This window comes from Georgenia ruanii, assembly GCF_009193175.1.
Classification (GTDB): Bacteria; Actinomycetota; Actinomycetes; order Actinomycetales; family Actinomycetaceae; genus Georgenia; species Georgenia ruanii.
Genome location: NZ_VUKE01000024.1, coordinates 37,475 through 58,745, shown reverse-complemented (window position 1 = coordinate 58,745; position 21,271 = coordinate 37,475). Strand labels below are relative to the sequence as shown.

Annotated in this window: 18 protein-coding genes; 6 read left to right on the top strand and 12 right to left on the bottom strand. The window is 70.5% G+C overall.

Annotated features, from left to right (window positions below; all coding sequences use genetic code 11):
* Together GD880_RS18335 and GD880_RS18330 are read left to right on the top strand one after the other, a co-directional pair.
* On the top strand, window positions 1-520 hold a 520-nt coding region (locus tag GD880_RS18335; protein WP_226909810.1), incomplete at its 5' end, for an ASCH domain-containing protein.
* 305 nt (window positions 521-825) lie between these two features.
* The gene (locus GD880_RS18330; RefSeq protein WP_152233049.1) at window positions 826-1,263 is read left to right on the top strand and encodes a DUF1003 domain-containing protein; all 438 of its coding nucleotides are present in this window, start codon (window positions 826-828) and stop codon (window positions 1,261-1,263) included.
* Between the two features lie 930 nt (window positions 1,264-2,193).
* On the opposite strand, the gene GD880_RS18325 is transcribed toward GD880_RS18330, so the two are convergent.
* The 7 genes from GD880_RS18325 to lpdA form a co-directional block, all read right to left on the bottom strand.
* Window positions 2,194-3,630 carry an FAD-dependent oxidoreductase gene (locus GD880_RS18325; protein ID WP_152233048.1) on the bottom strand — a complete coding sequence of 479 codons (1,437 nt, stop codon included), beginning with the start codon at window positions 3,628-3,630 and terminating at the stop codon, window positions 2,194-2,196.
* Window positions 3,631-3,670: 40 nt separating this feature from the next.
* Entirely contained in the window at window positions 3,671-4,708 is a 1,038-nt protein-coding gene (locus GD880_RS18320; protein WP_152233047.1) for a tetratricopeptide repeat protein, read from the bottom strand.
* Window positions 4,705-5,898 (bottom strand): DUF4331 family protein, encoded by a 1,194-nt coding sequence (locus GD880_RS18315; RefSeq protein ID WP_152233046.1) that lies wholly within the window; start codon window positions 5,896-5,898, stop codon window positions 4,705-4,707. Before GD880_RS18315 ends, GD880_RS18320 begins: the two co-directional genes overlap by 4 nt.
* Window positions 5,899-5,913: 15 nt before the next feature.
* Entirely contained in the window at window positions 5,914-7,182 is a 1,269-nt protein-coding gene (locus GD880_RS18310) for a Dyp-type peroxidase (RefSeq protein ID WP_152233057.1), read from the bottom strand.
* Between the two features lie 105 nt (window positions 7,183-7,287).
* Window positions 7,288-7,905 (bottom strand): hypothetical protein, encoded by a 618-nt coding sequence (locus tag GD880_RS18305; protein ID WP_152233045.1) that lies wholly within the window; start codon window positions 7,903-7,905, stop codon window positions 7,288-7,290.
* Window positions 7,906-8,222: 317 nt separating this feature from the next.
* Window positions 8,223-11,096 (bottom strand): helix-turn-helix transcriptional regulator, encoded by a 2,874-nt coding sequence (locus GD880_RS18300; protein ID WP_152233044.1) that lies wholly within the window; start codon window positions 11,094-11,096, stop codon window positions 8,223-8,225.
* Window positions 11,097-11,285: 189 nt separating this feature from the next.
* Window positions 11,286-12,686: a dihydrolipoyl dehydrogenase gene (gene lpdA, locus GD880_RS18295; protein ID WP_152233043.1), complete on the bottom strand. Its 1,401-nt coding sequence runs from the start codon at window positions 12,684-12,686 to the stop codon at window positions 11,286-11,288.
* A gap of 119 nt (window positions 12,687-12,805) precedes the next feature.
* Between lpdA and GD880_RS18290 the strand changes: the two genes are divergently transcribed.
* The gene (locus tag GD880_RS18290) at window positions 12,806-14,149 is read left to right on the top strand and encodes an RNA polymerase sigma factor (protein ID WP_452176755.1); all 1,344 of its coding nucleotides are present in this window, start codon (window positions 12,806-12,808) and stop codon (window positions 14,147-14,149) included.
* Here GD880_RS18290 and GD880_RS18285 read toward each other — a convergent pair.
* The gene (locus GD880_RS18285; RefSeq protein ID WP_152233042.1) at window positions 14,130-14,705 is read right to left on the bottom strand and encodes a hypothetical protein; all 576 of its coding nucleotides are present in this window, start codon (window positions 14,703-14,705) and stop codon (window positions 14,130-14,132) included. The two genes, GD880_RS18290 and GD880_RS18285, sit on opposite strands and share 20 nt — an antisense overlap.
* 64 nt (window positions 14,706-14,769) lie before the next feature.
* The gene (locus tag GD880_RS18280; RefSeq protein ID WP_152233041.1) at window positions 14,770-15,801 is read right to left on the bottom strand and encodes a cyclic nucleotide-binding domain-containing protein; all 1,032 of its coding nucleotides are present in this window, start codon (window positions 15,799-15,801) and stop codon (window positions 14,770-14,772) included.
* Window positions 15,802-16,089: 288 nt separating this feature from the next.
* Between GD880_RS18280 and GD880_RS18275 the strand changes: the two genes are divergently transcribed.
* Together GD880_RS18275 and GD880_RS18270 are read left to right on the top strand one after the other, a co-directional pair.
* Window positions 16,090-16,485, top strand: coding sequence for a DUF485 domain-containing protein (locus GD880_RS18275; RefSeq protein ID WP_152233040.1), 396 nt, complete (start codon window positions 16,090-16,092; stop codon window positions 16,483-16,485).
* A complete protein-coding gene (locus tag GD880_RS18270; protein WP_152233039.1) occupies window positions 16,485-18,068 on the top strand; it encodes a solute symporter family protein in 1,584 nt (527 codons plus the stop codon). The genes GD880_RS18275 and GD880_RS18270 overlap by 1 nt, the downstream gene beginning before the upstream one ends.
* Window positions 18,069-18,166: 98 nt before the next feature.
* On the opposite strand, the gene GD880_RS18265 is transcribed toward GD880_RS18270, so the two are convergent.
* Window positions 18,167-18,361 (bottom strand): type II toxin-antitoxin system VapB family antitoxin, encoded by a 195-nt coding sequence (locus GD880_RS18265; protein ID WP_152233038.1) that lies wholly within the window; start codon window positions 18,359-18,361, stop codon window positions 18,167-18,169.
* Between the two features lie 353 nt (window positions 18,362-18,714).
* Between GD880_RS18265 and GD880_RS18260 the strand changes: the two genes are divergently transcribed.
* The gene (locus tag GD880_RS18260; RefSeq protein ID WP_152233037.1) at window positions 18,715-19,713 is read left to right on the top strand and encodes an MIP/aquaporin family protein; all 999 of its coding nucleotides are present in this window, start codon (window positions 18,715-18,717) and stop codon (window positions 19,711-19,713) included.
* 78 nt (window positions 19,714-19,791) lie between these two features.
* Here the strand turns inward: GD880_RS18260 and GD880_RS18255 are convergent, their stop codons facing one another.
* Window positions 19,792-20,766, bottom strand: a complete 975-nt coding sequence (locus GD880_RS18255) for an aldo/keto reductase (RefSeq protein WP_152233036.1) — start codon at window positions 20,764-20,766, stop codon at window positions 19,792-19,794.
* 57 nt (window positions 20,767-20,823) lie between these two features.
* Complete coding sequence (locus GD880_RS18250; protein WP_152233035.1) at window positions 20,824-21,255, bottom strand: SRPBCC domain-containing protein; 432 nt, start codon at window positions 21,253-21,255, stop codon at window positions 20,824-20,826.
* Between the last annotated feature and the right edge of the window lie 16 nt (window positions 21,256-21,271).

Below are 21,271 nucleotides of genomic sequence, written 5' to 3'. Positions count from 1 at the left end.
GGAGTCCGCCCCTCCCCAGGACGAGGCCGTCGAGCGGTTCTGGGCCCTGGCAAGCAAGGTCGCCGACATCACCGGCCTCGACGTCGTCGTCGGGAAGAGCGAGCTCGCCGCGCTGACACCGCCCGCGTGGTCCTTCGGCTCGACCCCCGAGGAGGCGGACCAGCTGCTCGCGCTCGTGCTGGCGGGCGTGAAGACCGCGACCTCGAGCAGCCTGTGGGAACGGCAGGAGCAGGGCGAGGAGCAACCGAACCCCGGAGACCTGTCGATCATCTGCGACGGCAACGGCCAGCCGCAGGTGCTCGTGCGCATCGAGACGGTCGACGTCCGGCCCTTCGACCAGGTGCCGGCCGAGCACGCGGCCGCCGAGGGCGAGGACGACCGGAGCCTGGAGCACTGGCGCCGCCAGCGCCAGCGCGAGTTCACCGACACGCTCGCCGCCTACGGACGGACGTTCCGCGCCGACATGCCCGTGGTGCTGGAGACCTTCACGGTGCTCTATCCGGGACCACGCCGCCGTTAGCGCGGATAGACGAATCTACGAGGTGGCGTCTGCGGCATGGCCAGCAGCGGCCCGCCATCATCGCGGCCACCGTCCGCGACGGATGAAGAGGTTCCCGGTGTCGTCACGCATGCACCATGCGGTACCGCCACGCGGTGACCACCACGCGACGATCACGGCATGGAAGCAGGGCTCAAGGCGCCTGCGTCCGGGGTTGAACAGGCGCCGATCCGTGGGAAGTTGGACCGCAATATCGTTGGCTCCGGCGATCGGGGCACGTGCCCTGACCGCGCCGCACCACCTGCTGCGAGCCCGATGGAGACGTCATGAACACACACCACGCCCTCGCCCTGCCGGCCGCGAAGCACCCGGCGCTCGTCGAGGCGAGGTTGAAGCGCGCCCAGAGCGTGCAGTTGCGGATCGCCGACCAGATCACCAAGTTCGCCGGGTCAATGCCCTTCGTCTACGTCCACGTCGCCGTCTTCGCGGTGTGGATGCTCGTGCTCGAAGACAGCCCTTGGCCCACCCTCACCTTGGCCGTGTCGCTCGAGGCGATCTTCCTGTCGACCTTCGTGATGATCGGTCAGAACCGACAAGCCTCCTTCCAGCAGGCCAAGGCTGACCACGACTTCGTCGAGCAAGAGCTCGAGTTGAAGACCAACACCGACCTCACCCGGGAAATACACACCATGCTGGTCGGAATGAACGACAAGCGCGGCCGGCCGGTGGAACAGGGGCCCGAGCATCGCGGCAAGACCACCTGAGGAACCGTTCCCAAGCGAGCGAGTGAGTCAGCCGGTTACGGCCGAAGGCAGTCATGATTGTCTCGTCCGAAGGGTCCGGAACGGTTGGAACTCTGCGGATTCCGGTTCCGCTGTACGGCGCTCGTGCCCCCTGCGTGCCACTACAGGATGACGACGACGGCACGCTCATCGGCCAAGGGCACAACGATCGGGTACGCCAGCGGCAAACTCTGAGCGCTGCGACCCAAGTGGACGGCAACGGGGTGTACGTCGGCTCGGCGGGGCTTGGGGGCGGGTGCCCACGGCGCGCTCCAGACTCGGAGCTCCAGGATCAGGAACACCTACCCCGGCGCCGCAGACACCGACGCTTAGACGTTGAACTGTTCGAACTCGCCCTGACCTGCGGATTCGCCGTGAGCCGGGCCCGTGGGGGAACCCTGGGGAATCGGGGCGCGTGCGCACTCCCCCGCCGAGACGGAGGTGGCGAGACCCTGACGGTCACGTCGTGATCTCGAGTGGGCAACACAGACCCGCCACTGGCAACCCTACCGAGCCACGGGTCATCCGCAGCAGCGCATCGTTCTTAGGTTCCCTCATAGCCGACGTTCGCGCTCTTCCCCGAAGGCGCCCCATTGGTACCGACCAGCCCCGCTCTCGAGGCCCGTCTGATCGCCTCGGCACCTACTCGGCGATCCTGCAATCGTTTGACTCAAACTGCCTGGCGTGACGACGCGCACAATGTGCCCGCAACAGGGGCCGGTCGAGACCGGCGGCGGCATTGGCGAACGGGGGCGCGACCAAATCGCTGTGACGGAGGCTGAGCCCCAGCGGGATGACTGTCCGACCCAGGGTGCTGGTTGCGACCTGCCAACCGGAGAATGGTGCCGCCTGCGACCATAATTGCCCGCCCAAGCAGCCCGTGAACCGCCGAAAACGGGCGTCAATGCACGGCTATGAAGCCCGAGATCTCTGTACTGGCGATTCCCCGCTCTCGGGCATGCCCATCAGCTTCGTCAGTCGGGTCAGGCCGTCGACAGTTGCGTCGTGATACGCATAGTTGTACGTGGGCGTGTTGAGCGCGAGTGTCAAGAACATTTCGATCCTGCCACCAAGCTGGAGGACCACGTGGCCCAGGCCGACCACCTCGGAGGCGATGTCGCCGAAGCAGTGGACGCCGAGCAGTTTGCGGTTATCGGCGTGGAAGATGAGCTTGAGCAGTCCACCGTGTCCGGCGATTGCTCCGCGTGGGGTGGTGGAGAGGTCGCAGCGGCCCACCGCGTACGGGATGCCGCTGGAGCGGATCTGTTCTTCGGTCGCACCGGCGCTGGCCACTTCGGGTAGGCCGTAGACAGCGGTACTTACCGTCTGGTCGATCTCGACACCGAAGACCAGTCCGCAGGCGTGAGCCGCCGCTGCTCGTCCTTGTTGCATAGCGCTGGAGGCGAGGCCGGGTCGCACCACGTCGCCGGCTGCGTAGATTCCTGGAGCGGTCGTCCGGTAGTAGCGGTCGACGATGATCCGGCCGGCGGCGTCGAGTCGCACGCCGGCCTGTTCGAGACCGAGGGCCTCCGTGTTGGCAGTGCGACCAGCGGCGAACAAGACCGCGTCCCCCTCCAGGGCCGTGCCGTTCGAGAGCGTGACCAGGAGCCGGCCGTCGACGCGCCTCACCCCGTCCGCGCCCGCGCCCAGTACCAGCCGGACTCCGCGCCGCTGGAACTCCTCGGCCAGCAGCCCGGCCAACTCGCCGTCGACGGTCGGCAGGAGGCGATCGGACTTGTTGACAAGTGTGGCGGGGATGCCGAGGGCGGTAAACACGGTGGCGAACTCGACGCCGATTGGGCCGCCGCCGACGATGACGATGTCTGTCGGAGCAGCGGGCAGCGCCCAGATCTCATCGGAGTCGTAGACGTCCGGGTCGTCGAAGGGAATGCCGGAGTAATGCGTGGGGCGTGACCCCGTTGCGATCACAACCGCGCGAGACGCGACCGCGTGCGCCGTTCCATCAGGTGAGGTGATGTGCACTGTGCGGTCCGTGTCGATTCGGGCAACTCCCTGAAGGTACGTGATGCCGCGAGCGACGAAGCGGCGTGCGACAGCGTCCTGCAGGACATCGCGGACCTGCTCGATCCTGACACCCAGAGTAGGCATCACGGCTTGCAGCGGCGCTGCGGCCCGTACGCCGTAAACCTCCTCCTGGCGGTAGCCGGTCAGGTAGAGCGCGGCTTCGCGCAGGGCCTTCGTAGGGGCGCCGCCGGTGGTCGTAACCACCCCGCCTGGCGTGCTCCGCTCGACGACGAGCACAGCGCGCCCGAAGGCGCTCGCTAGCTCGGCCGCGACTTCCCCGGCAGGACCGGCGCCGATCACTACCAGGTCGTAGCTCTTGTCCATGGCAGCATGCCTAGGCTTGGTCGTCGAGATCGGGTAGCCATCAGACAATTGGAATGTCGCCGTGCGGCATGGCGAGCCTTTGAGCTGCCCGGCTCGCGTGGCTCTGCGACGCTAATCGGAGAGCTTTTGGCTGATCGGCCCCCACGGTGAGCCAGAACTCGACCGCATGGTCCACGTAGGCCTCCGGATGGTGTAATACCAATTCGTCGTAACGGGACGCTGCGATGCTGCGCCAGTGCTCGGCCTCCTGAATCTGCTCGGCGTCGCGAAGCACGCCGGCGAGCTCGGCCGCGTACTCGGGGTCGTCGCTGAATTCCGCCAGGCGGCGCAGTCGGCCGATGGCCGCCTCACGGGCGCCCAGGGCCGCGTCGACCTCGGCGAGGTGACCCAGCGCCGGAGCGTAGGCCGGCACTAAAGTTACGGCGGCGCGGAACCAGGCACGGGCGACCGTGAGATCCCGCTCGCCGAGCCACATCAGCCCACGCCGGAAATTCAGCGAAGCCAAGGGGAACGGCGAGACACCCCGGTAGCGGTGGCTCGCCTGCGTGAAGAGGCGTTCCGCCCGGTCGACCCGCCCGCGCTCCGCCTCGAGCACGGCCAGCGCACCGAGCGCCGCGAAGTCGGGTCGGCGCTGCGCCGCGTCCCGGCGCAGCGCTAGGGCTTCGGCGTAGCAGCCGACAGCCTGGAGGATCGCCGCCCGCTCCGCCTGCACGGTGGCCCGGTCGGCACCGCACCGCCCCGCGGCATCCAGGTCGGCGAGTGTGCGCGCGAACTGGTGGAAGATCGCTCGCGTCCTGGCCCGAACCAACCACGACGTGCTCTCGTCCGGGGCGTCCCGGACCAGTGCCTCGGCCAGAGCCGCGGCGCTTTCGTAGTCCGTGATGCGGCCTGACACCTGCCCGCGCAGGATGAGCAGGTCGACCAGAAGCGCCCGTTCGGCCACCGCCGGAGATGACAGTGCCGTCCGCGCGAATCGTGCAGTGGGGAGACGAGCCACCAGACCGTCGACTTGGGCCTGGAGGTTGGCCACGGCGATGACCCCGCTGGTGGTGGGTACTCGGCGGCCGTCCTCGATCATCCCGGTGATGATGCTGCCTCCTTCGGTGGCGCGGTCGCCGCGGCAAGCACCGCCCTCAGGTCCGGCGGATCGGGATTGGGGCTGACCAGGTAGGGGAAGCTGCGAGCGGCCGGCTGGGTCGGCCCGTCGACACCGTCGCTGATCCGCGGTCCGTCGAGGCCGCCGACCAGGAGCGTGTAGAGAAGGTCCACGATGTCGTCGTCGGGCGACCTGCCGCCGCGGGTCATGTGCGGACGGCCGGCGAGCACGGCACGCTCGATCTCCAGGAAGCCGTCGTCGGAGAACGGCTTGGACGCGTCGACTACGAGGAAGTCCGCCAGGAGCAACTCGGTCAACGGATGGACACCCTCCTCGTCCGCTGGCCAGTCGATCCTGCCGTCTAAGCGGTCGAAGAAGGCCAGGTTGGCGTTCAACCGGGCGCGGTACGCGCCGACATAGTCCTGGCGCAGGTCGAAGGCGTCCTCCGCGTTGTAGAGGTCGCGGATCTCAAGGTCACGGTTGACGGTGTCGTACTTCTTGTCCTGCAGGATGAAGTTCTTGATCTCCGGCCGGCCCATGCGCTCCATACGGACGTGGTGTTCGGCGGAGGCCACGGTCTCACCGACGACGCCCAGCAGCGTTCCGGTGTCGCGGTCGAGCACCGTGGCGACGTCGAGCTCGAGGACGATGCTCAGCACGTTGGCGCCGTTGACGGCGTTCACGCCCTTGGGCCTGAACATCAGCCGCTGCGACGCGTGGGTGGCCTGCTCCGCGGCCAGGTCGATGAAGAACGGGTCCAATCGAGCCCCGGCGAAGATGCGCACACCGCGGCTTTCGGTCATTTCGGTCGGCTCCCGTTCGCCGACCTGGAACGAGACTTCCGCCCCCAGGGGCGTGATGCAGGTGCCGCGCTGCACCACGCCGTCAGCGCTGTCCTCCAGGGTCGGAACGGCGAAGCGGAACTCGAACAGATACTCCTCGGCCCCGGTCACGAAGGTCGGTGTGCCGCCCGCCGTGGTGGCCGTCACGGGCCGGAGGCGCAAGCGATAGATGAGTGCGTCGGAGAACAGCGCCCCCGCAGCGGCGGCCGGGAACACGTTCAGGGCGAGCACGAGGTGACCGGGCCGCTCCGGGCTTGGGAAGGCATAAACGTCGGTAATGTCCGAGGCGGGATCGGCCAGAGCCCGCGGGCCGGAGAAGTGATCGGCCATGACAATCTCCCGAAATCAGGCGGCGGGATCGGCGAGCCATTGGAGCGCCCGCAAGCCGGGCATGAAGCAGTACTCGCCGCCCCGGTTGACGACGAAGTCAGGCAGTCCCTGCAGGCGACGGCGGATTGGCCGCTTCGGAATGGTGAACTGGCCGCCATCGTGAACACCGACCAGCGGGTCCCGCTCGGCGGGCGCGCCGATGAACTTTCCGTCGTTGACCCACTGCCGCTGAACGAACTCGAACTGCCGGCCCAAGTGCGCGCCGACGAAGGCGAACATCAGTCCGCGGTCAGCGCCATCGTCCTCCAGCACGCCGGGCGGCAATGACGGACCGTAGTTGGCGCCGCGCCGGATCATCCGATGCAGCCGAACCTCGCCGGTGATGGCCGCGTCGCGGGCGTTCATCCGTCGGGCGTGCGCCCCGACCGGGCACTTCAGCCCCCGTGGGTCGTCGCCGTACATGAAGGCGTTGTTGCGTTCGGGGTCGGCGCCCAGCTCAGGGTCGTCCTTGTCCGGCGCCAGGGCCAATGGAGCACCGCTAGGCCAGCGCCCGACGAACTTGGCCGCCAACCACTGTTCGTCATCGTCCGCGGCGTTCTGACGCAGATAGGTGCGGAAGGCCGCCACGCGCTGATGCAGTTTTCGGAAGGCTACAAACGTGCCGTTGCGGCCCAGGATCTCCGGCTGCGGGATCGGCGGCAGGTCTCCGTTTTCGTCCTCGTAACCCAGGACGAACTCCCCAGCCTTCAGCGGGGCTTCGTGCGGGTTGCTGCCAAGGATGCCAGTGCCCTCGACCGCCGGCTCACTGATGCTGTCCTTGAAGCCGAACTGTTCGCGCCCGTCCGGCGGGACGTGCACGTCCAACTGCCAGATCGGCGAGACGCCCGGTAGGTCCCGGATGGCGTCTTGGGCGAGCATGACCAGAGCCTCCATCAGGGCGGTGTCCCGCGCCAGGGCGGCCACCACGAGATGCAGGTCCTTCGAGCCCAGGGGCGCCTCCCAGTGTTCGGGGGCGTTCTCCCCCACATCGCCGAGGTAGGCCGCGCGAGCGGCCATGCCCTGCCGGAACTCGGATGGGAAGCTGGACAGCGAGTCCGGCGGCACACCGATCGCCTCGAGCCCCGAGAAGCTGAACCCGACCCCGAGCGAGACCGGCCGTTGGGGATCGAACGAGGCGACCGGATCGAGCAGGGGTATCAGTCGCCGCAGCAGCTCCCGCCCGGTGTGCCGGTCGTCGATCCGCACGGCCACGTACGTGCCCGCATAGGGATTAGGCCGGGGCATCAGGGCGGCGGCCTGGATGTCGCTGACCTCCAGCGCTGTGTCTGTCTGCGTTGTCACGGCGCCCCCTCGGCAGTCGCGTGCGGCAGTGATTGCCGCCCCGCCGGCTCACTCAGCGGCCTGGTCAAGCAGGGGCTTCAGCGCCGGGTGCTGCAGCGCCTCCTCGGCGGCGGGGTCGTCGAGCACCTGTTGGAACGCCTGCTGCACACGCATCGCCTTGACGATCTCCGGCATCGTCCACGTGCCCGTGTTGTTGACGTAGCCAGTTGCCGGGCTCTGCACTGACTGCACGATCGCCTTGAGCCCGCCGACGCTCCGCTTCAACTGGGCCTCGAGATCAGGGTTGTCCAGCCGAAAAGTCTCCACTCCGCCGGAGCTCTCCAGCCACGCTGAGACGTCCTCGTATTGGGTGGTGTGCTGCATCCAGTCCAGGAAGTGCTCGATGCCGATCTGGACGAAATCGTCGAAGTAGGGGTCCCATTCCGTTTCGAAGGTCGTGGCCCACATCAGCCGTTCTCCGCCGTCGAAGATCACGTGGCGTTGGTCCCGCAGGCCTGTGTGGATGTTCTTCTCGAGACCGGCGCTGTGCAGGATGTCCGCGAACCGCTGAGTCGCCGCCCGCAGCTCCTCTTCGTGTCCAGGCAGGACGTTCCAGTAGGTCGCCAGCTCGGAAACAACTCCATCGGTGAGGCCCTTCCCTGACTTCTCGCTGGTCGTGCTTGCCATGGCTTCCCCCAACACGAGTTCGCGAGACACTCCTCGCGTTGACGCGAGAGGTGTCCTGCCCCCGGTGGCTACGGCCGCGTAGTCCGGTGTCAACAAGGTAGGGCGCGACGGACGGCGTGGAATCCATGAAACGCCCAGTCGGGCTCCAGGATGTCGATGCGTCGGGCAGGCCACGTGCCGACCTGTCGGCCATCGGGGGGCCTCACCGGTTTCGGTGACTGCCGCAGACCGCCAGGGCGGAGCACCCGCCCGGCGCGCCGAAGCCGTTACATGCGCCGGCTCGGTCAAGCTTCGAGCAGCGGCTTCAGCACCGGGTGTTAGCGCGCCTTCGCAGCGCCGGGGTGTCTTGGCCCTCGCCGTTGGGTCGAAATCGCAGATGCAGGGTCGGTGGCGGCCGAGGTGTGGGCGCTCGAGGCCGGGAGTAGGGCCACGGCGCCTGAGCCCTGATTGATCACGCGGTGGGCGAGCTGGGTGCGCGAGGTCACGCCGAACTTTCGGAAGACCTTATGCAGGTGGTACTCCACAGTACTTGGACTGACGAACAGCTGGGCGGCGATATCGCGATTCGCCGCACCCTGACTGACCAGGGCGGCGACCTGCGCCTCTCGGGGGGTGAGGTCCTCGGGCGTCTCCGTCTCCCGCTTCGGGACGTGCTCGCCGGTGGCGCTCAACTCCAGGCGCGCCCGCTCGGCGAAGGCGTACATGCCCATTCCATCGAACATGTCGTGTGCGGTACGCAACTGGGCGCGTGCCTCACGCCGACGGCGCTGCCGACGTAACCACTCGCCGTATAGGAGGAGCGTGCGAGCGACCTCGGAGGCGGCTCGGGTCCGGCCAAGCCTGTCCAGGGCGTCTTCGTACTCGTCAAGGGCCTGGGCCGGGGTGGCCAGCAGAGCTCGCGACCGGGCGAGCAACCCGAGGGCTAGGGAAGTGCCGGTCGCGGTCGCACGGTCCTCCAAGCGATGGAGTGCGCGTTCTGCCAGGTCTCGGCGACCGGAACGGACGGCTGCTTCGACCAGGTCGGGCAGTGACCGGGTCCCGACGAGCGGCGTGTCATCGGTGTAAGCCGCATCCAGGCACACCACGGCCGAACCATAGTTGCCGAGACTGAGCTCCAGCACGCCAAGGAAGGACGCCGCCATGGCCATCTCACCGACGGCCCCCCTGCCCGGGGCCTCCCCTGCCACTGCCGAGGCTATGGCTCGCGCCTCCGCCTCGCGGCCGCTGAGCGCAAGGGTGAGCAGGGTGTGAGCGCCCGTGGGAGGGACGATCGCAGGGTTGCCGGTCGCCTCCGCCAGTTCGTGCGCTTCCGATTCCGCGACCCTGGCAGCGGCGAGCCGTCCAGCGGGCCCGTCGACGTAGACGCCCCGGAAAGCGAGCGCGGCCGCGAGCCTGGGCAACGCACCGATCCCACGCGCCCGGTCGATCCAGTCAGCGGCCAACTGTTCGACCGCGGAGTCGTCCCACAGATCAGCGGCAAGGACGGCGGCGAGTTCCACTCGTTGGAGCGCAACATCCTGGTCTATCTCATCCGCGAGGAAGGCCTGGACCGTGCGACGCAGCGTCGGCACCGCCGCCACATAGCCACTCGTCAACCGCGTGATGCAACCCTGGAGCAATAATTGGGCCGCCGAGTCTGGAGGATCACCGGTGTGCGGCAGATGCTGCGCCGTCCGCGCGATCTCTTGCAGGAGGGGGGCGCTGGGCGCCCATCCGGCGAACACGGCGGCCTCCAGTGCGGAGAGCAGCGCGTCCCGCGCCTCACGCGGGTCGAGCGACCGCAATCGTCTCGCCGCGCAGAGAAGCGAGAAGACTGCTTCGGCTACCCGCCCGCGGTGGAACCGAATCCTGCCCTCCAGCTGCGTCGCCTGCGCGGTCGACCGTGGATCGTGCAAACCCGTGGCAGCCTCGCCCAATAAGGCCTCCGCCCGGTCAAGTGCCCCAGCGGCAACGTGGGTTTTCGCAGCCAGCAGCCGTCGTTCGGCTCGCCGTTCCTCCAGCGGGGTCAGTAAGGCCGCGCGCTCAAGGAGCGCAGCCATGGCGGAGTAGCCACCACGGCTCTTGGCCCGGTCCGCTGCCATTTCGAGCTGGACTGCGACGCCTTCGTCAGGCCCGGCAGTGGCCGCGGCAAGATGCGAGGCCCGGGGACCCTCGTCGATCTGCGGATCGCAAGCCCCCGCGAGGGCGCGGTGCGCCTCCCTACGCTGTCCCGGGGCCGCGCCGTGGTAGACCGCCGAGCGGACGAGTGGGTGCGAGAACCGCACCTCCGGCCCAAACACCACCATTCCTCGGCTCTCCGCGGGAGCTGCGGCGAGTTCGGTGACACCCAGCGACCCCGCCGCCTTCCAGAGCCGGTCGCCCCTGCTCGGAATCTCCGCCGCCGCCAACAGCAGCAGCGTCTGCGTATCCCTCGGAAGCTCACGCACGCGCCGCAGGAAAAGTTCTTCGAGTTTGTGACCCACAGGCAAGGGCTCGGATAGCGGCGCGCGTCCGATCAGTTGCTCCGAGGACAGCTCGCGGGCGACTTCGACCACGGCGAGCGGATTGCCGCCGGTCTCTGCAATGATTCGTGCCGCTACTCGTACGTCGATCGGCCGGCCGACCGAGGTTTCCAGAAGTTCGTGTGCATGCTGGGCTGGCAGGCCGGCGAGTGGAAGACCGGGTAACGCTTGCAGATGAGGGTCCGGCTCCATGGTCTCGCGGATCGCGAACAGCATCCCGACCCTGTCGGCCAATAGCCGGCGCGCCACAAAGGCAAGGACGTCGGCGGACTCGTCGTCCAGCCACTGCGCGTCGTCGATGACACACAAAACCGGCTGAAACGCGCCGATCTCGGCAAGCAGTGTCAGCACCGCCAAGCCGACCAGGAACGGATCGGCCGGGGGCCCGGCCTGCAGCCCGAAGGCCACGCCGAGCGCCCGCCGCTGTGGCTCAGGCAACCGGTCCGCGACGGACAGGAATGGAAGGAGCAACTGGTGGACGGCGGCGAAACTTAGGGCCGTCTCCGACTCGACCGCCACCGTCTTGGCGACCCGCAGGTCGGACGCACGCTCGACCGCGTAGTCGAGGAGGGCGGATTTCCCAACTCCAGGTTCCCCCCGAAGAACCAACACCCCACTGGCTCCGGCGCGCACACGGTCGAGCACTTGGTCGAGGGTCCGCTTCTCTTCGCCGCGGTCCAACAACGGCACCCGGCTACCGTAGTCCCGTCAGGGTCGTTCAACCAGGGGCGAGGGATGGCCCCTTCGGATGGACTACTGGTCGCCTCGTCTCGCTAGGTGTCCACGACGCCCCAAGACATGAAGAGGCCCGGATCCGCTAGATTCCGCGGATCCGGGCCTCTGACCAGGCTTAACGGCCGATAACGGCCGAGCGACCGACTAGAAATTGATCATGTGCCCGGTCAGGCCGTGGAACGCCTCCTGCAGCGCCTCGCTCAGCGTGGGGTGGGTGTGCACGTTCCGCGCCAGCTCGGCGGCGGTGAGGTCCCACTTCTGCGCCAGGGTCAGCTCGGGCAGGAGCTCGGAGACGTCCGGACCGATGAGGTGGCCGCCGAGCAGCTCGCCGTACTTCGCGTCCGCGACGAGCTTGACGAAGCCGGACGCGTCGCCCAGCCCGTGCGCCTTGCCGTTGGCGGTGAACGGGAACTTCGCGACGAGGACCTCGTGGCCCTCGTCCCGGGCCTGCTGCTCGGTGAGCCCGAAGCTGGCCACCTGGGGCTGGCAGAATGTCGCCCGGGGCATCATCCGATAGTCGCCCAGCGCCATGGTCTCCGCGCCGGCGATCGTCTCGGCCGCCACCACGCCCTGCGCCTCGGCGACGTGGGCGAGCTGGAGCTTGGCGGTGACGTCGCCGATGGCGTAGATGTGCGGCACCGAGGTGCGCATGTAGTCGTCGATCGCGATGGCGCCGCGCTCGGTCAGCTGCACGCCGGTGCTCTCCAGCCCGTACCCCGTGACCCGGGGGGCGAAGCCGATCGAGATCATCACCCGGTCCGCCTTGAGCTCGCCCGGCGCGCCCTTGGCGTCGGTGTACGTCACGCGCACCGAGCCGCCGTCGTCCGTGACGGTCTCGACCTTGGTGGACGTGAGGATGTCGACGCCGAGCTTCTTGTACTGCTTGGTGATCTCCTTGGAGACCTCGGGGTCCTCGTTGGGCAGGGCCCGGTCGAGGAACTCGACAATGGTGACGTCCACGCCGTAGTTACGCAGGACGTAGGCGAACTCCATGCCGATGGCGCCGGCGCCCACGATGATCATCGAGCCGGGCAGGTCCCGGTCGAGGATCTGGTTCTCGTAGGTCACCACGTTCTCGCTCAGCTCGACGCCGGGCAGCATCCGCACGTCGGTGCCGGTGGCGATGATGGCGTGGTCGAAGGTGATCGTCTCGGTCTCGCCCGAGCTCAGCGCCACGCGCAGGGTGTGGTCGTCGGTGAACTCCCCGCGGCCGTCGTACTCGGTGATCTTGTTCTTCTTCATGAGGAAGTGCACGCCCTTGACGCGGCCCTCCGCGACGGTGCGGCTGCGGTCGAACGCCGCCCCGTAGTCGAAGGTCGCCTCCCCGGAGATGCCGAAGGTCTTGGCCTCCTTGGTGACGATGTGGGCCAGCTCGGCGTTGCGCAGCAGCGCCTTGGAGGGGATGCAGCCCACGTTGAGGCAGACCCCGCCCCAGTACTTCTCCTCGACGACGGCGACGTTCAGCCCCAGCTGGGCCGCGCGGATGGCGGCGACGTACCCACCGGGGCCCGCGCCGAGGACTACGACATCATGGTGTGCGCTCACCCGACGCACCCTAATGGCGCCGGGGCCCGCGGCGCACCCGACGCCCACGCGCCCGGGGACGGCGTACACGGCCCCCCGCGGAGTAGGCACGGCCGCCCCGGCATGCTTGGCTCGTGCCCGTGAACGACGACGTCACCGAGACCCACCGCACGGTGGAGGCCGTCTGGCGCATCGAGTCCGGCCGGCTCATCGCCGGGCTCACCCGCATGGTGCGCGACGTGGGCCTGGCCGAGGACCTCGCGCAGGACGCGCTGGTCGCCGCGCTGGAGCAGTGGCCCACCCAGGGCGTCCCGCGCAACGCCGGCGCGTGGCTCATGGCGACGGCGAAGCACCGCGCCGTCGACCGCATCCGGCGGGACCAGAACCTCCAGCGCAAGTACGCCCAGCTCGCCCGGGACCTCGAGACGGTCGAGGAGGACGGGACCGCGGCGGTGGACGCCGCCGTCGACGACCACGTGGGCGACGACCTGCTCCGGCTGATCTTCATCGCGTGCCACCCGGTGCTCACCACCCCCGCGCGGGTGGCGCTGACGCTGCGGATGGTCGGCGGGCTCACGACCCGCGAGATCGCCCGGGCCTTCCTCGTGGCGGAGGCGACGGTCGCCCAGCGCATCGTGCGGGCCAAGCGCACCCTCGCCGACGCCGGCGTGCCGTTCGAGCTGCCGCCCCCGGCCGAGCTCGACGCCCGGCTGGCCTCGGTGCTCGAGGTGGTCTACCTCATCTTCAACGAGGGGTACGCCGCGACGTCCGGCGAACGGTGGACGCGCCCGGAGCTGTGCGAGGACGCCGTCCGGCTCGGTCGCGTGCTCGCGCGCCTCGCGCCCGCGGAGCCCGAGGTCCACGGCCTCGTCGCCCTCCTGGAGATCCAGTCCTCCCGGATGCGGGCGCGCAGCGGGCCGGGCGGGGAGCCGGTGCTGCTCCTTGACCAGGACCGCTCCCACTGGGACCGGGTGCTCATCGACCGCGGGCTGGCGGCCCTGGCCCGCGCCGAGGCGCTGCTCGCCGCCGAGAGGGCGGCGCCGGGGCCCTACGCGCTGCAGGCGGCCATCGCGGCCTGCCACGCCCGGGCCCGCACCCCCGAAGAGACCGACTGGGCGAGCATCGCCGCCCTGTACGGGCGCCTCGCGGCGCTGACCGGCTCGCCGGTCGTCGAGCTCAACCGCGCGGTCGCCCTGGCGATGGCGTCCGGCCCGGCGGCGGGGCTCGCGCTGGTCGACCGGCTCGTGGACGACCCGGCCCTCGCCGCGTACCACCTGCTGCCGAGCGTGCGCGGGGACCTCCTCGCCCGCGTGGGCCGCCACGCCGAGGCGCGCGCAGAGCTCCAGCGGGCGGCCGACCTGACCGAGAACGATCGCGAACGCGCGCTGCTGCGCGAGCGCGCCGATGCGGCGGGCCGGGCGGCCGCGGAGGCGGACGGCGGCGCGGCCGCACCCGCCCCGGCGGCTACGACGCGTCGGCGATGAGTCCGGCGAGCACCGGGCGCCTGCTGTCGACGGCCCCGGCGACCCGGTCGACCGCCGCGCGCAGCCGCCCGGCCTCTTCCGCGTCGAGGGACGCGAGCACGCTGTCGAGCAGGCGCACCTGGAGCGCCTCGGCCTGCTGGAGGGCCACGGTGCCCGACGGCGTGAGGTGCACCAGCGAGGCGCTGCCGCCGGCGGGCTCGGCCGGGTGCGCATGGCACGCGAGCAGGCCCCGCCGCACGAGGCCGTCGAGGGTCACCTCGGCGGCGGCGTCGACCTGGCCCGTCGCCCGGGCCACCGCCCGGGCGTGATCGGCGCCGTCGGCCACGGCGCTCAGCGCCTGCAGCTCGCCGAAGCGCAGGCCGGTCAGCCGGTCGATGACGGCGTAGATCTGCTCCTGGGAGCGGGTGACGGCGGCCATCTCCTCGACGAGCTCGAGGGTGTCGGCGAGCCGGCCGGTGGGCTCCGACCGCTGCACCGCGGTGCGGAGCCGGCGGCCGTGGACGACGTCGTCGGCCAGGGGGTGAGCTAGGGGCGGGAGGTCCTTGTCGCTCTTCACGTCCTGAACAACGGACGGCACCGCTCTGAAGTTCCCGGTGGGGCGCGTCGGCGGGGTCGCCGGATCAGTCCGCGGCCGGCGCGGGAGCCCCGGCCCGGCGGCCGGAGACCTCGGCCACCGCCCGGAGCTTCTCGAGGTCCAGGGCGTCGCCGCGGGCGACCGCGAGGCGCACGGGCGTGAGGGCCAGCAGGGTCGAGGGACGGGCGGAGCTCTCGAGCACCGCCTGCTCGCCGAGCACCGCACCCGTGCCGAGCTGGGCGACCGGGGTGCCGTCGTGCTCGACCGCCAGCACGCCGTCGAGCACGAAGAAGATCTCCTCCCCCGGCTCCCCCTCCCGCGCGACGACGGCGCCGGCGGGCAGCCGGCGCACCTCGAGGGAGCGCCCGGGGTGCAGGAGCCCGGCGGCGAGCTGGCGCTCGACGGCCCGCTCCGTCTCCGCCACCACCCCGTCGGAGTCCTGGTCGCCCCAGGGGGTGCGCCCGGCGAAGGCGTGGGTCATCCAGCCTTCCTCGTCCGTCAGCCCGGTGCCCTGGAGCAGCGCGCCGTCGGGGCCGTAGACCCAGTGCCGGGGGAAGGCGCTGGCGCCCGGCATGGCGACCTCGGCGGTGCCGTCCGGGCGCAGGGTCAGCGCCAGGGTCGTCCACACGATCGGCGCCTGCCACAGCACGAACGGCGCGTGCGGCAGCGCGCGCGGCAGCGGGACCCCGGTGCGCCCGCCCACGGTCTGGGTGACGTGCGCAAGGCCCGGCTCGAGGATCGGGTCCTGCTGCAGCGTGGGCAGCGCGTACCCGCCGAAGGTGGCCCCCACGGACGCCAGGCGCACCGTGGTCGGGCCGACCACGCCGCCGGAGTCCGGGCCGTAGCCGCACGCGGTGGGGGTGCCGTCGTCGTCGAACTCGGCCCAGGCCGTCAGGACGTTGGCGAAGCGGAACCGGTCGTCGGCGCGCAGCTGCTGGACGGCGTCCAGGCCGGGCAGCGCCGCGAGCGGCGGCTCGGCGTAGTGGGCGAGCCCCCCGTCGAGTCCGTTCCGGAGCCACGCCGCGACGGAGTCGGCGGGGATCCACGACAGGGACACCACGCGCGACTCGACCCTCATGTCCGCCACCGCCCCCTCGCTGCCCCGCGGCCCTCGCCCCACCGCGGGTCTCGGTGCCCGTCATTCAACACGACATCGCCGGGCCAGGCACCCCCCCTGTCGCCGCCGCGCGGTCCCCGTGCGGGCGGAACCGTGGGCGACGTCGCCCGCCCGGTGAGGGGGTAACGACGTGGCGGCGGGAGACGCCGGGGCGCACCTGCCCACGTTTCCGGCCGTGTCGTCCCGATGCTGCTAGTTTGTGCGCGATTCACGCCGATGTGAGTCGCGTCACACGCTAGGGGGAAACGTATGTCCGACAACCCAGAGGCACACCTGCCACCGCGCCACTCCCCGCTGCCGGAGCTGGAGGAGTCCGGCCCGACCAGGCGGATCGCTGCTCCCGAGGAGTTCGCGCGGGTCCAGACCTCGCCCGAGTTCGCCCAGCTGCGCAGCAGGTTCCGGGCGTTCGCGTTCCCGATGACCGTCGCGTTCCTCGTCTGGTACTTCCTCTACGTCCTGCTGTCGACCTACGCCGAGGACGCGATGTCCACGCCGCTGCTGGGGCACCTCAACGTCGGGCTGGTCTTCGGCCTGCTCCAGTTCGTCAGCACGTTCCTCATCACGTGGCTGTACGTGCGCCACGCCAACCGCTCCCTCGACCCCGTCGCGGCGCAGCTGCGCACCGAGCTGGAGGGAGAGGCCTGATGGACGTCGGTAACCCGTACCTCAACATCGCGATCTTCCTGGCGTTCGTCGTCGTCACCCTGGTCATCGTCGTGCGGGTGTCCCGCACGACGACGTCGGTGGGCGACTTCTACCACGGCGGCCGGGCCTTCACTGGGCGCCAGAACGGCATCGCCATCGCCGGCGACTATCTCTCGGCCGCGTCGTTCCTCGGCATCGCGGGCGCCGTGGCCATCTACGGCTATGACGGACTGCTGTACTCGATCGGCTTCCTCGTCGCCTGGCTGGTGGCGCTGCTGCTCGTGGCCGAGCCGCTGCGCAACACCGGCAAGTACACGATGGCGGATGTCCTGAGCTTCCGGATGCAGCAGCGTCCGGTGCGCACCGCCGCCGCCATCTCCACGCTCGCCGTGAGTTTCTTCTACCTGTTGGCGCAGATGGCCGGCGCCGGCGGGCTCGTGGCGCTGCTGCTGGGCATCGACGGCAAGGTCGGGCAGTCGCTCGTCATCGCCGTCGTCGGCGCCCTCATGATCGTCTACGTCCTCGTCGGCGGCATGAAGGGCACCACCTGGGTGCAGATCATCAAGGCCGTCCTGCTCATCATCGGCGCCGGCGCGATGACCCTATGGGTTCTGGCGCTCAACGGGCTCAACCTCTCCAACGTGCTCGGCGAGGCGGTGGCCGTGCACCCCGAGGGCGACCGCATCCTCGAGCCCATGCTCCAGTACGGCGCCTCCGCCACCTCCAAGCTCGGCTTCGTGTCCCTCGCCATCGCGCTGGTGTTCGGCGCCGCGGGGCTGCCGCACGTGCTCATGCGGTTCTACACGGTGCCCACGGCCAAGGAGGCGCGCCGGTCGGTGACCTGGGCGATCGGCCTCATCGGGGCGTTCTACCTGTTCACCCTCATCCTCGGATTCGGCGCCGCCTACCTGGTGGGCGTCGAGGCGATCAAGGCCTCCCCCGGCGGCGCGAACTCCGCGGCGCCGCTGCTCGCGTACGAGCTGGGCGGGACGCTGCTGCTCGGCATCATCGCCGCGGTCGCCTTCGCCACCATCCTCGCGGTGGTGGCGGGCCTGACCATCACGGCGTCGGCCAGCTTCGCCCACGACGTCTACAACGGCGTGCTCAAGCACGGCCAGGCCGACCCGGCCCAGGAGGTCAGGGTGGCCCGGCGCACCGCGCTGACCATCGGGGCCATCTCGATCGTCGGCGGGGTGCTGGCCAACGGGCAGAACATCGCCTTCCTCGTCTCCCTCGCCTTCGCCATCGCCGCGAGCGCGAACCTGCCCTCGATCCTGTACTCGCTGTACTGGAAGCGGTTCAACACGCGCGGGTCGGTGTGGAGCATCTACGGCGGCCTGCTCAGCGCGCTGATCCTCATCGTCTTCTCCCCGGTGGTCTCCGGCTCGGAGACGGCGATGATCCCCGGCGCGGACTTCGCGTGGTTCCCGCTGTCGAACCCGGCGCTCGTCTCGGTGCCGCTCGGTTTCTTCCTCGGCTGGCTCGGCGCGGTCACCTCGCCGGAGCACGACGCCGCCAAGCAGGCGGAGATGGAGGTGCGGTCGATGACCGGGGCCGGCGCGGAGCGGGCGGTGACGCACTGACCCCCTGAGGGCCAGCGACCGAACCTCGACGACGACGACGAGCGGCCGGCCTCCGGGCCGGCCGCTCCGTCATGTCGCGCATGTCGCGCTCGGGGAGGTCACTCCCCTTCGGGCTCGGGCAGGTCCTCGGGCTCCGGCAGGTCCTCGCCCTCGGGCGGGTTCTCCGGCTCCGGCGTCTCCCGTTCGACCAGGGCCTCCAGCGCCGCGCGCAGCAGCACCGACATCTCGGTGATCCCGGTGAGGACGGACGCCTCCTTGAGCAGCTCGCCGTCGAGCGTGACGGTGATGCGCACGAAGCCCTCCAGGTTCAACCAGGAGCCGGACGGGTCGGAGCGCTCACGCTACGCCCGGGGGCCGGCTGACGCATCGCGCCGACCGGCGGAGGGGCGACCGGGCCGTCGGTGCTCGATCGGCTGGCTCTCTCCGCACCGCCGCGCCGTACAATGGGGCCGTCCTCGATCCCCGACGAGGGGGCTGGCGACGACGCCTCGCGACCGACGCCGTCGCCGGAGCGAGCACCCGGTCGCAGGACTCGATGTCTCACTGAGAGCCGACACCGTCACGGCCCGTCAGCCCGTGAGCCTGCTGGACGCAGCCGCCCACTCCCTCACCCGCCGCCGCGCTCGGTGCCGGTCGGAGGGTCGACATGTCTGACGAGATCTCCCCGCTCGCCGTCCGGCGCGGCAGCGGTCTGCGGAGCCGTGGAGGCCTGTGGGGCGAGTGCCTCGCAGAGTTCCTCGGCACCTTCGTGCTCATCGCGTTCGGCTGCGGGTCCGTGGCGATGGCCGTCGCCGCCCTGCCGGGGTCCGGACGCGCCGCGACCCCGACGACGATCTTCCTGGCCAGCGGCGACTGGCTGCTCATCGCCTTCGGGTGGGCCTTCGCCGTCGTCTTCGGCGTCTACGTCGCCGGGGGCGTGAGCGGCGCCCACATCAACCCGGCGGTCACGCTGGCCTTCGCCCTGCGGCGCAAGCTGGGCTGGCACAAGGTGCTGCCCTACTGGCTCGCGCAGCTGCTGGGCGCGTTCGCCGGTGCCGCGCTCGTGCTGCTGGTCTACAACGCCGCCATCGGCGCCTACCAGCGGGCCATCTCGCCAGGGGGCGGGCCCAACCTCGCGACCTTCTCCATCTTCGCGACGTTCCCTGCGCAGTACTTCAACGGCGCGGTCTGGGGGCCGCTGATCGACCAGATCGTCGGCACGGCGTTCCTGCTCATGCTCGTCGCCGCGGTGGTCGACGCGCGCAACACGGGCGTGCTGGCGAACCTTGGGCCGTTCATCATCGGCCTGGTGGTCGCCGCGATCGGCATCTCCTTCGGCGCCAACGCCGGCTACGCCATCAACCCCGCCCGCGACTTCGGCCCCCGCCTGCTCGCCTGGGCCGGCGGCTGGGATGGGTTCGCGATGCCCGGCAACGGACCCTGGTTCAGCAACTACTGGTGGATCCCCATCGTCGGGCCGCTCATCGGCGGTGTGATCGGCATCCTGATCTACGACCTCTTCATCGGTGACGTGCTGTACGCCCGCGAGCGCGCCGGCAAGGAGGAGCCGCCTCCGGGTCGCGCCGAGCCCGAGGGGACCGAGCGCCCGGTGCAGACGCCGGCGCCCGGTCCCGGCGAGACCGAGATGCCGGGGCGGCGTCCGTGAACACGTGACCAGGCCCGGGCAGCAGCACTCGCCCGGCGCGTGGTGGGCCCGGCGGCACACGCCGCCGGGCCCACGCGCTCAGAAGAGCGCGACCTTGGGCAGCTGCGGGAACATGGCGTCGAGCTCGGCAAGGTCCTCGGCCGTGGGGCGCCAGTCGGCCGCGCCGGCGTTCTGGGTGACCTGTTCGGGCCGGGTGGCGCCGGCGATGACGGAGCCGACGGTCGGCTGCGCCGCGAGCCAGGAGAAGGCCACCTGGACCTCGGTGAGCCCGCGATCGTGGGCGAAGTCGGTGAAGCGCGCGAGCTGGTCGAAGTCCGCCTGCTCGAGCAGCTGGCGCCGGCTGTGGGTGAGCCGGCTGCCCTCGGGCGCGCTACCCCGGCCGTACTTGCCCGTGAGCAAGCCGTTGGCCAGCGGGAAGTACGGCAGCACCCCGAGCCCGTAGTGCTCCGCCGCCGGGATCACCTCGAGCTCGGCGCGCCGGTCCAGCAGGTTGTAGTGGTTCTGCGCCGAGACGAACCGGGTGAGGCCGAGCTCGCGGGCCACGTGCTCGGCCTCGGCGATCTGCCAGCCGGTCCGGTTGGAGTGGCCGATGTAGCGCACCTTCCCGGCGTGCACGACGTCGTCGAGCGCGGCCAGCGTCTCGTCGATCGGGGTCAGCGGGTCCGGCGTGTGGAACTGGTACAGGTCGATCCAGTCGGTGCCGAGCCGGCGCAGCGAGGCCTCCACCGCCCGGACGATGTAGCGGCGTGAGCCGCGCGCGCCGTGGTCGGGGCCGTTGGCGCCCCTCATGTCCATGCCGAACTTCGTGGCGACGACGACGTCGTCCCGGCGCCTGCCCAGGGCGGCACCGAGGAGCTCCTCGCTGAGGCCGGGCTCCTTGCCGTAGGTGTCGGCGGTGTCGAAGAGGGTGATGCCGGCGTCGAGGGCGGCGTGCACCACCGCCGTGGTCCCCTCGAGGGCCTCGGTGGCGGTGCCCGCCCGGCCCAGGTTGTTGCAGCCGAGGCCGACGACGGAGACGGTGAGGCCGGAACGGCCCAGTCGGGTGTAGTCCATGCCGTCGAGCGTAGGACGCCGCGCCCCGAGGACCCGGGGCGGCGCGGCGGCACCGGCTCACCCGCCCAGGCGCTCCGCGGTCAGCCGCAGCGCCTCGAGCACCCGCACCCAGTTCTGCCGCGCGTGCTCCGCCGCCTCCGGGGTGGCGTTGTTGTCCTGGACGAGCGTGACCCGGGTGCCGTCCGGGATCTCCTCGAGCGTGAAGGTCAGCGTGTGGCGGTCCTCCGGGGTCTCGGCCCGCCCGCCGGAGCTGACGTGGGTGTAGCGCAGCAGGCGAGGCTCCTCGGCGTCGAGGACCGTGCCGTGGTCCTCGTACGGGCGCCCCTCCCACGTCCCGGCGAAGGTGATCGCGCCACCGGGCTCGAAGTCGCTGGTCACGGTGGCCCCGAACATGTACGTCGCGGCCAGCTCCGGGGTGGTCAGCGCGGTCCAGACGGTGTGCGGCAGGGCGGCGACGTCGGTGGTGGCGCTGGCCTCGTAGCCCGTCATGGTGCCTCCGGCGGTC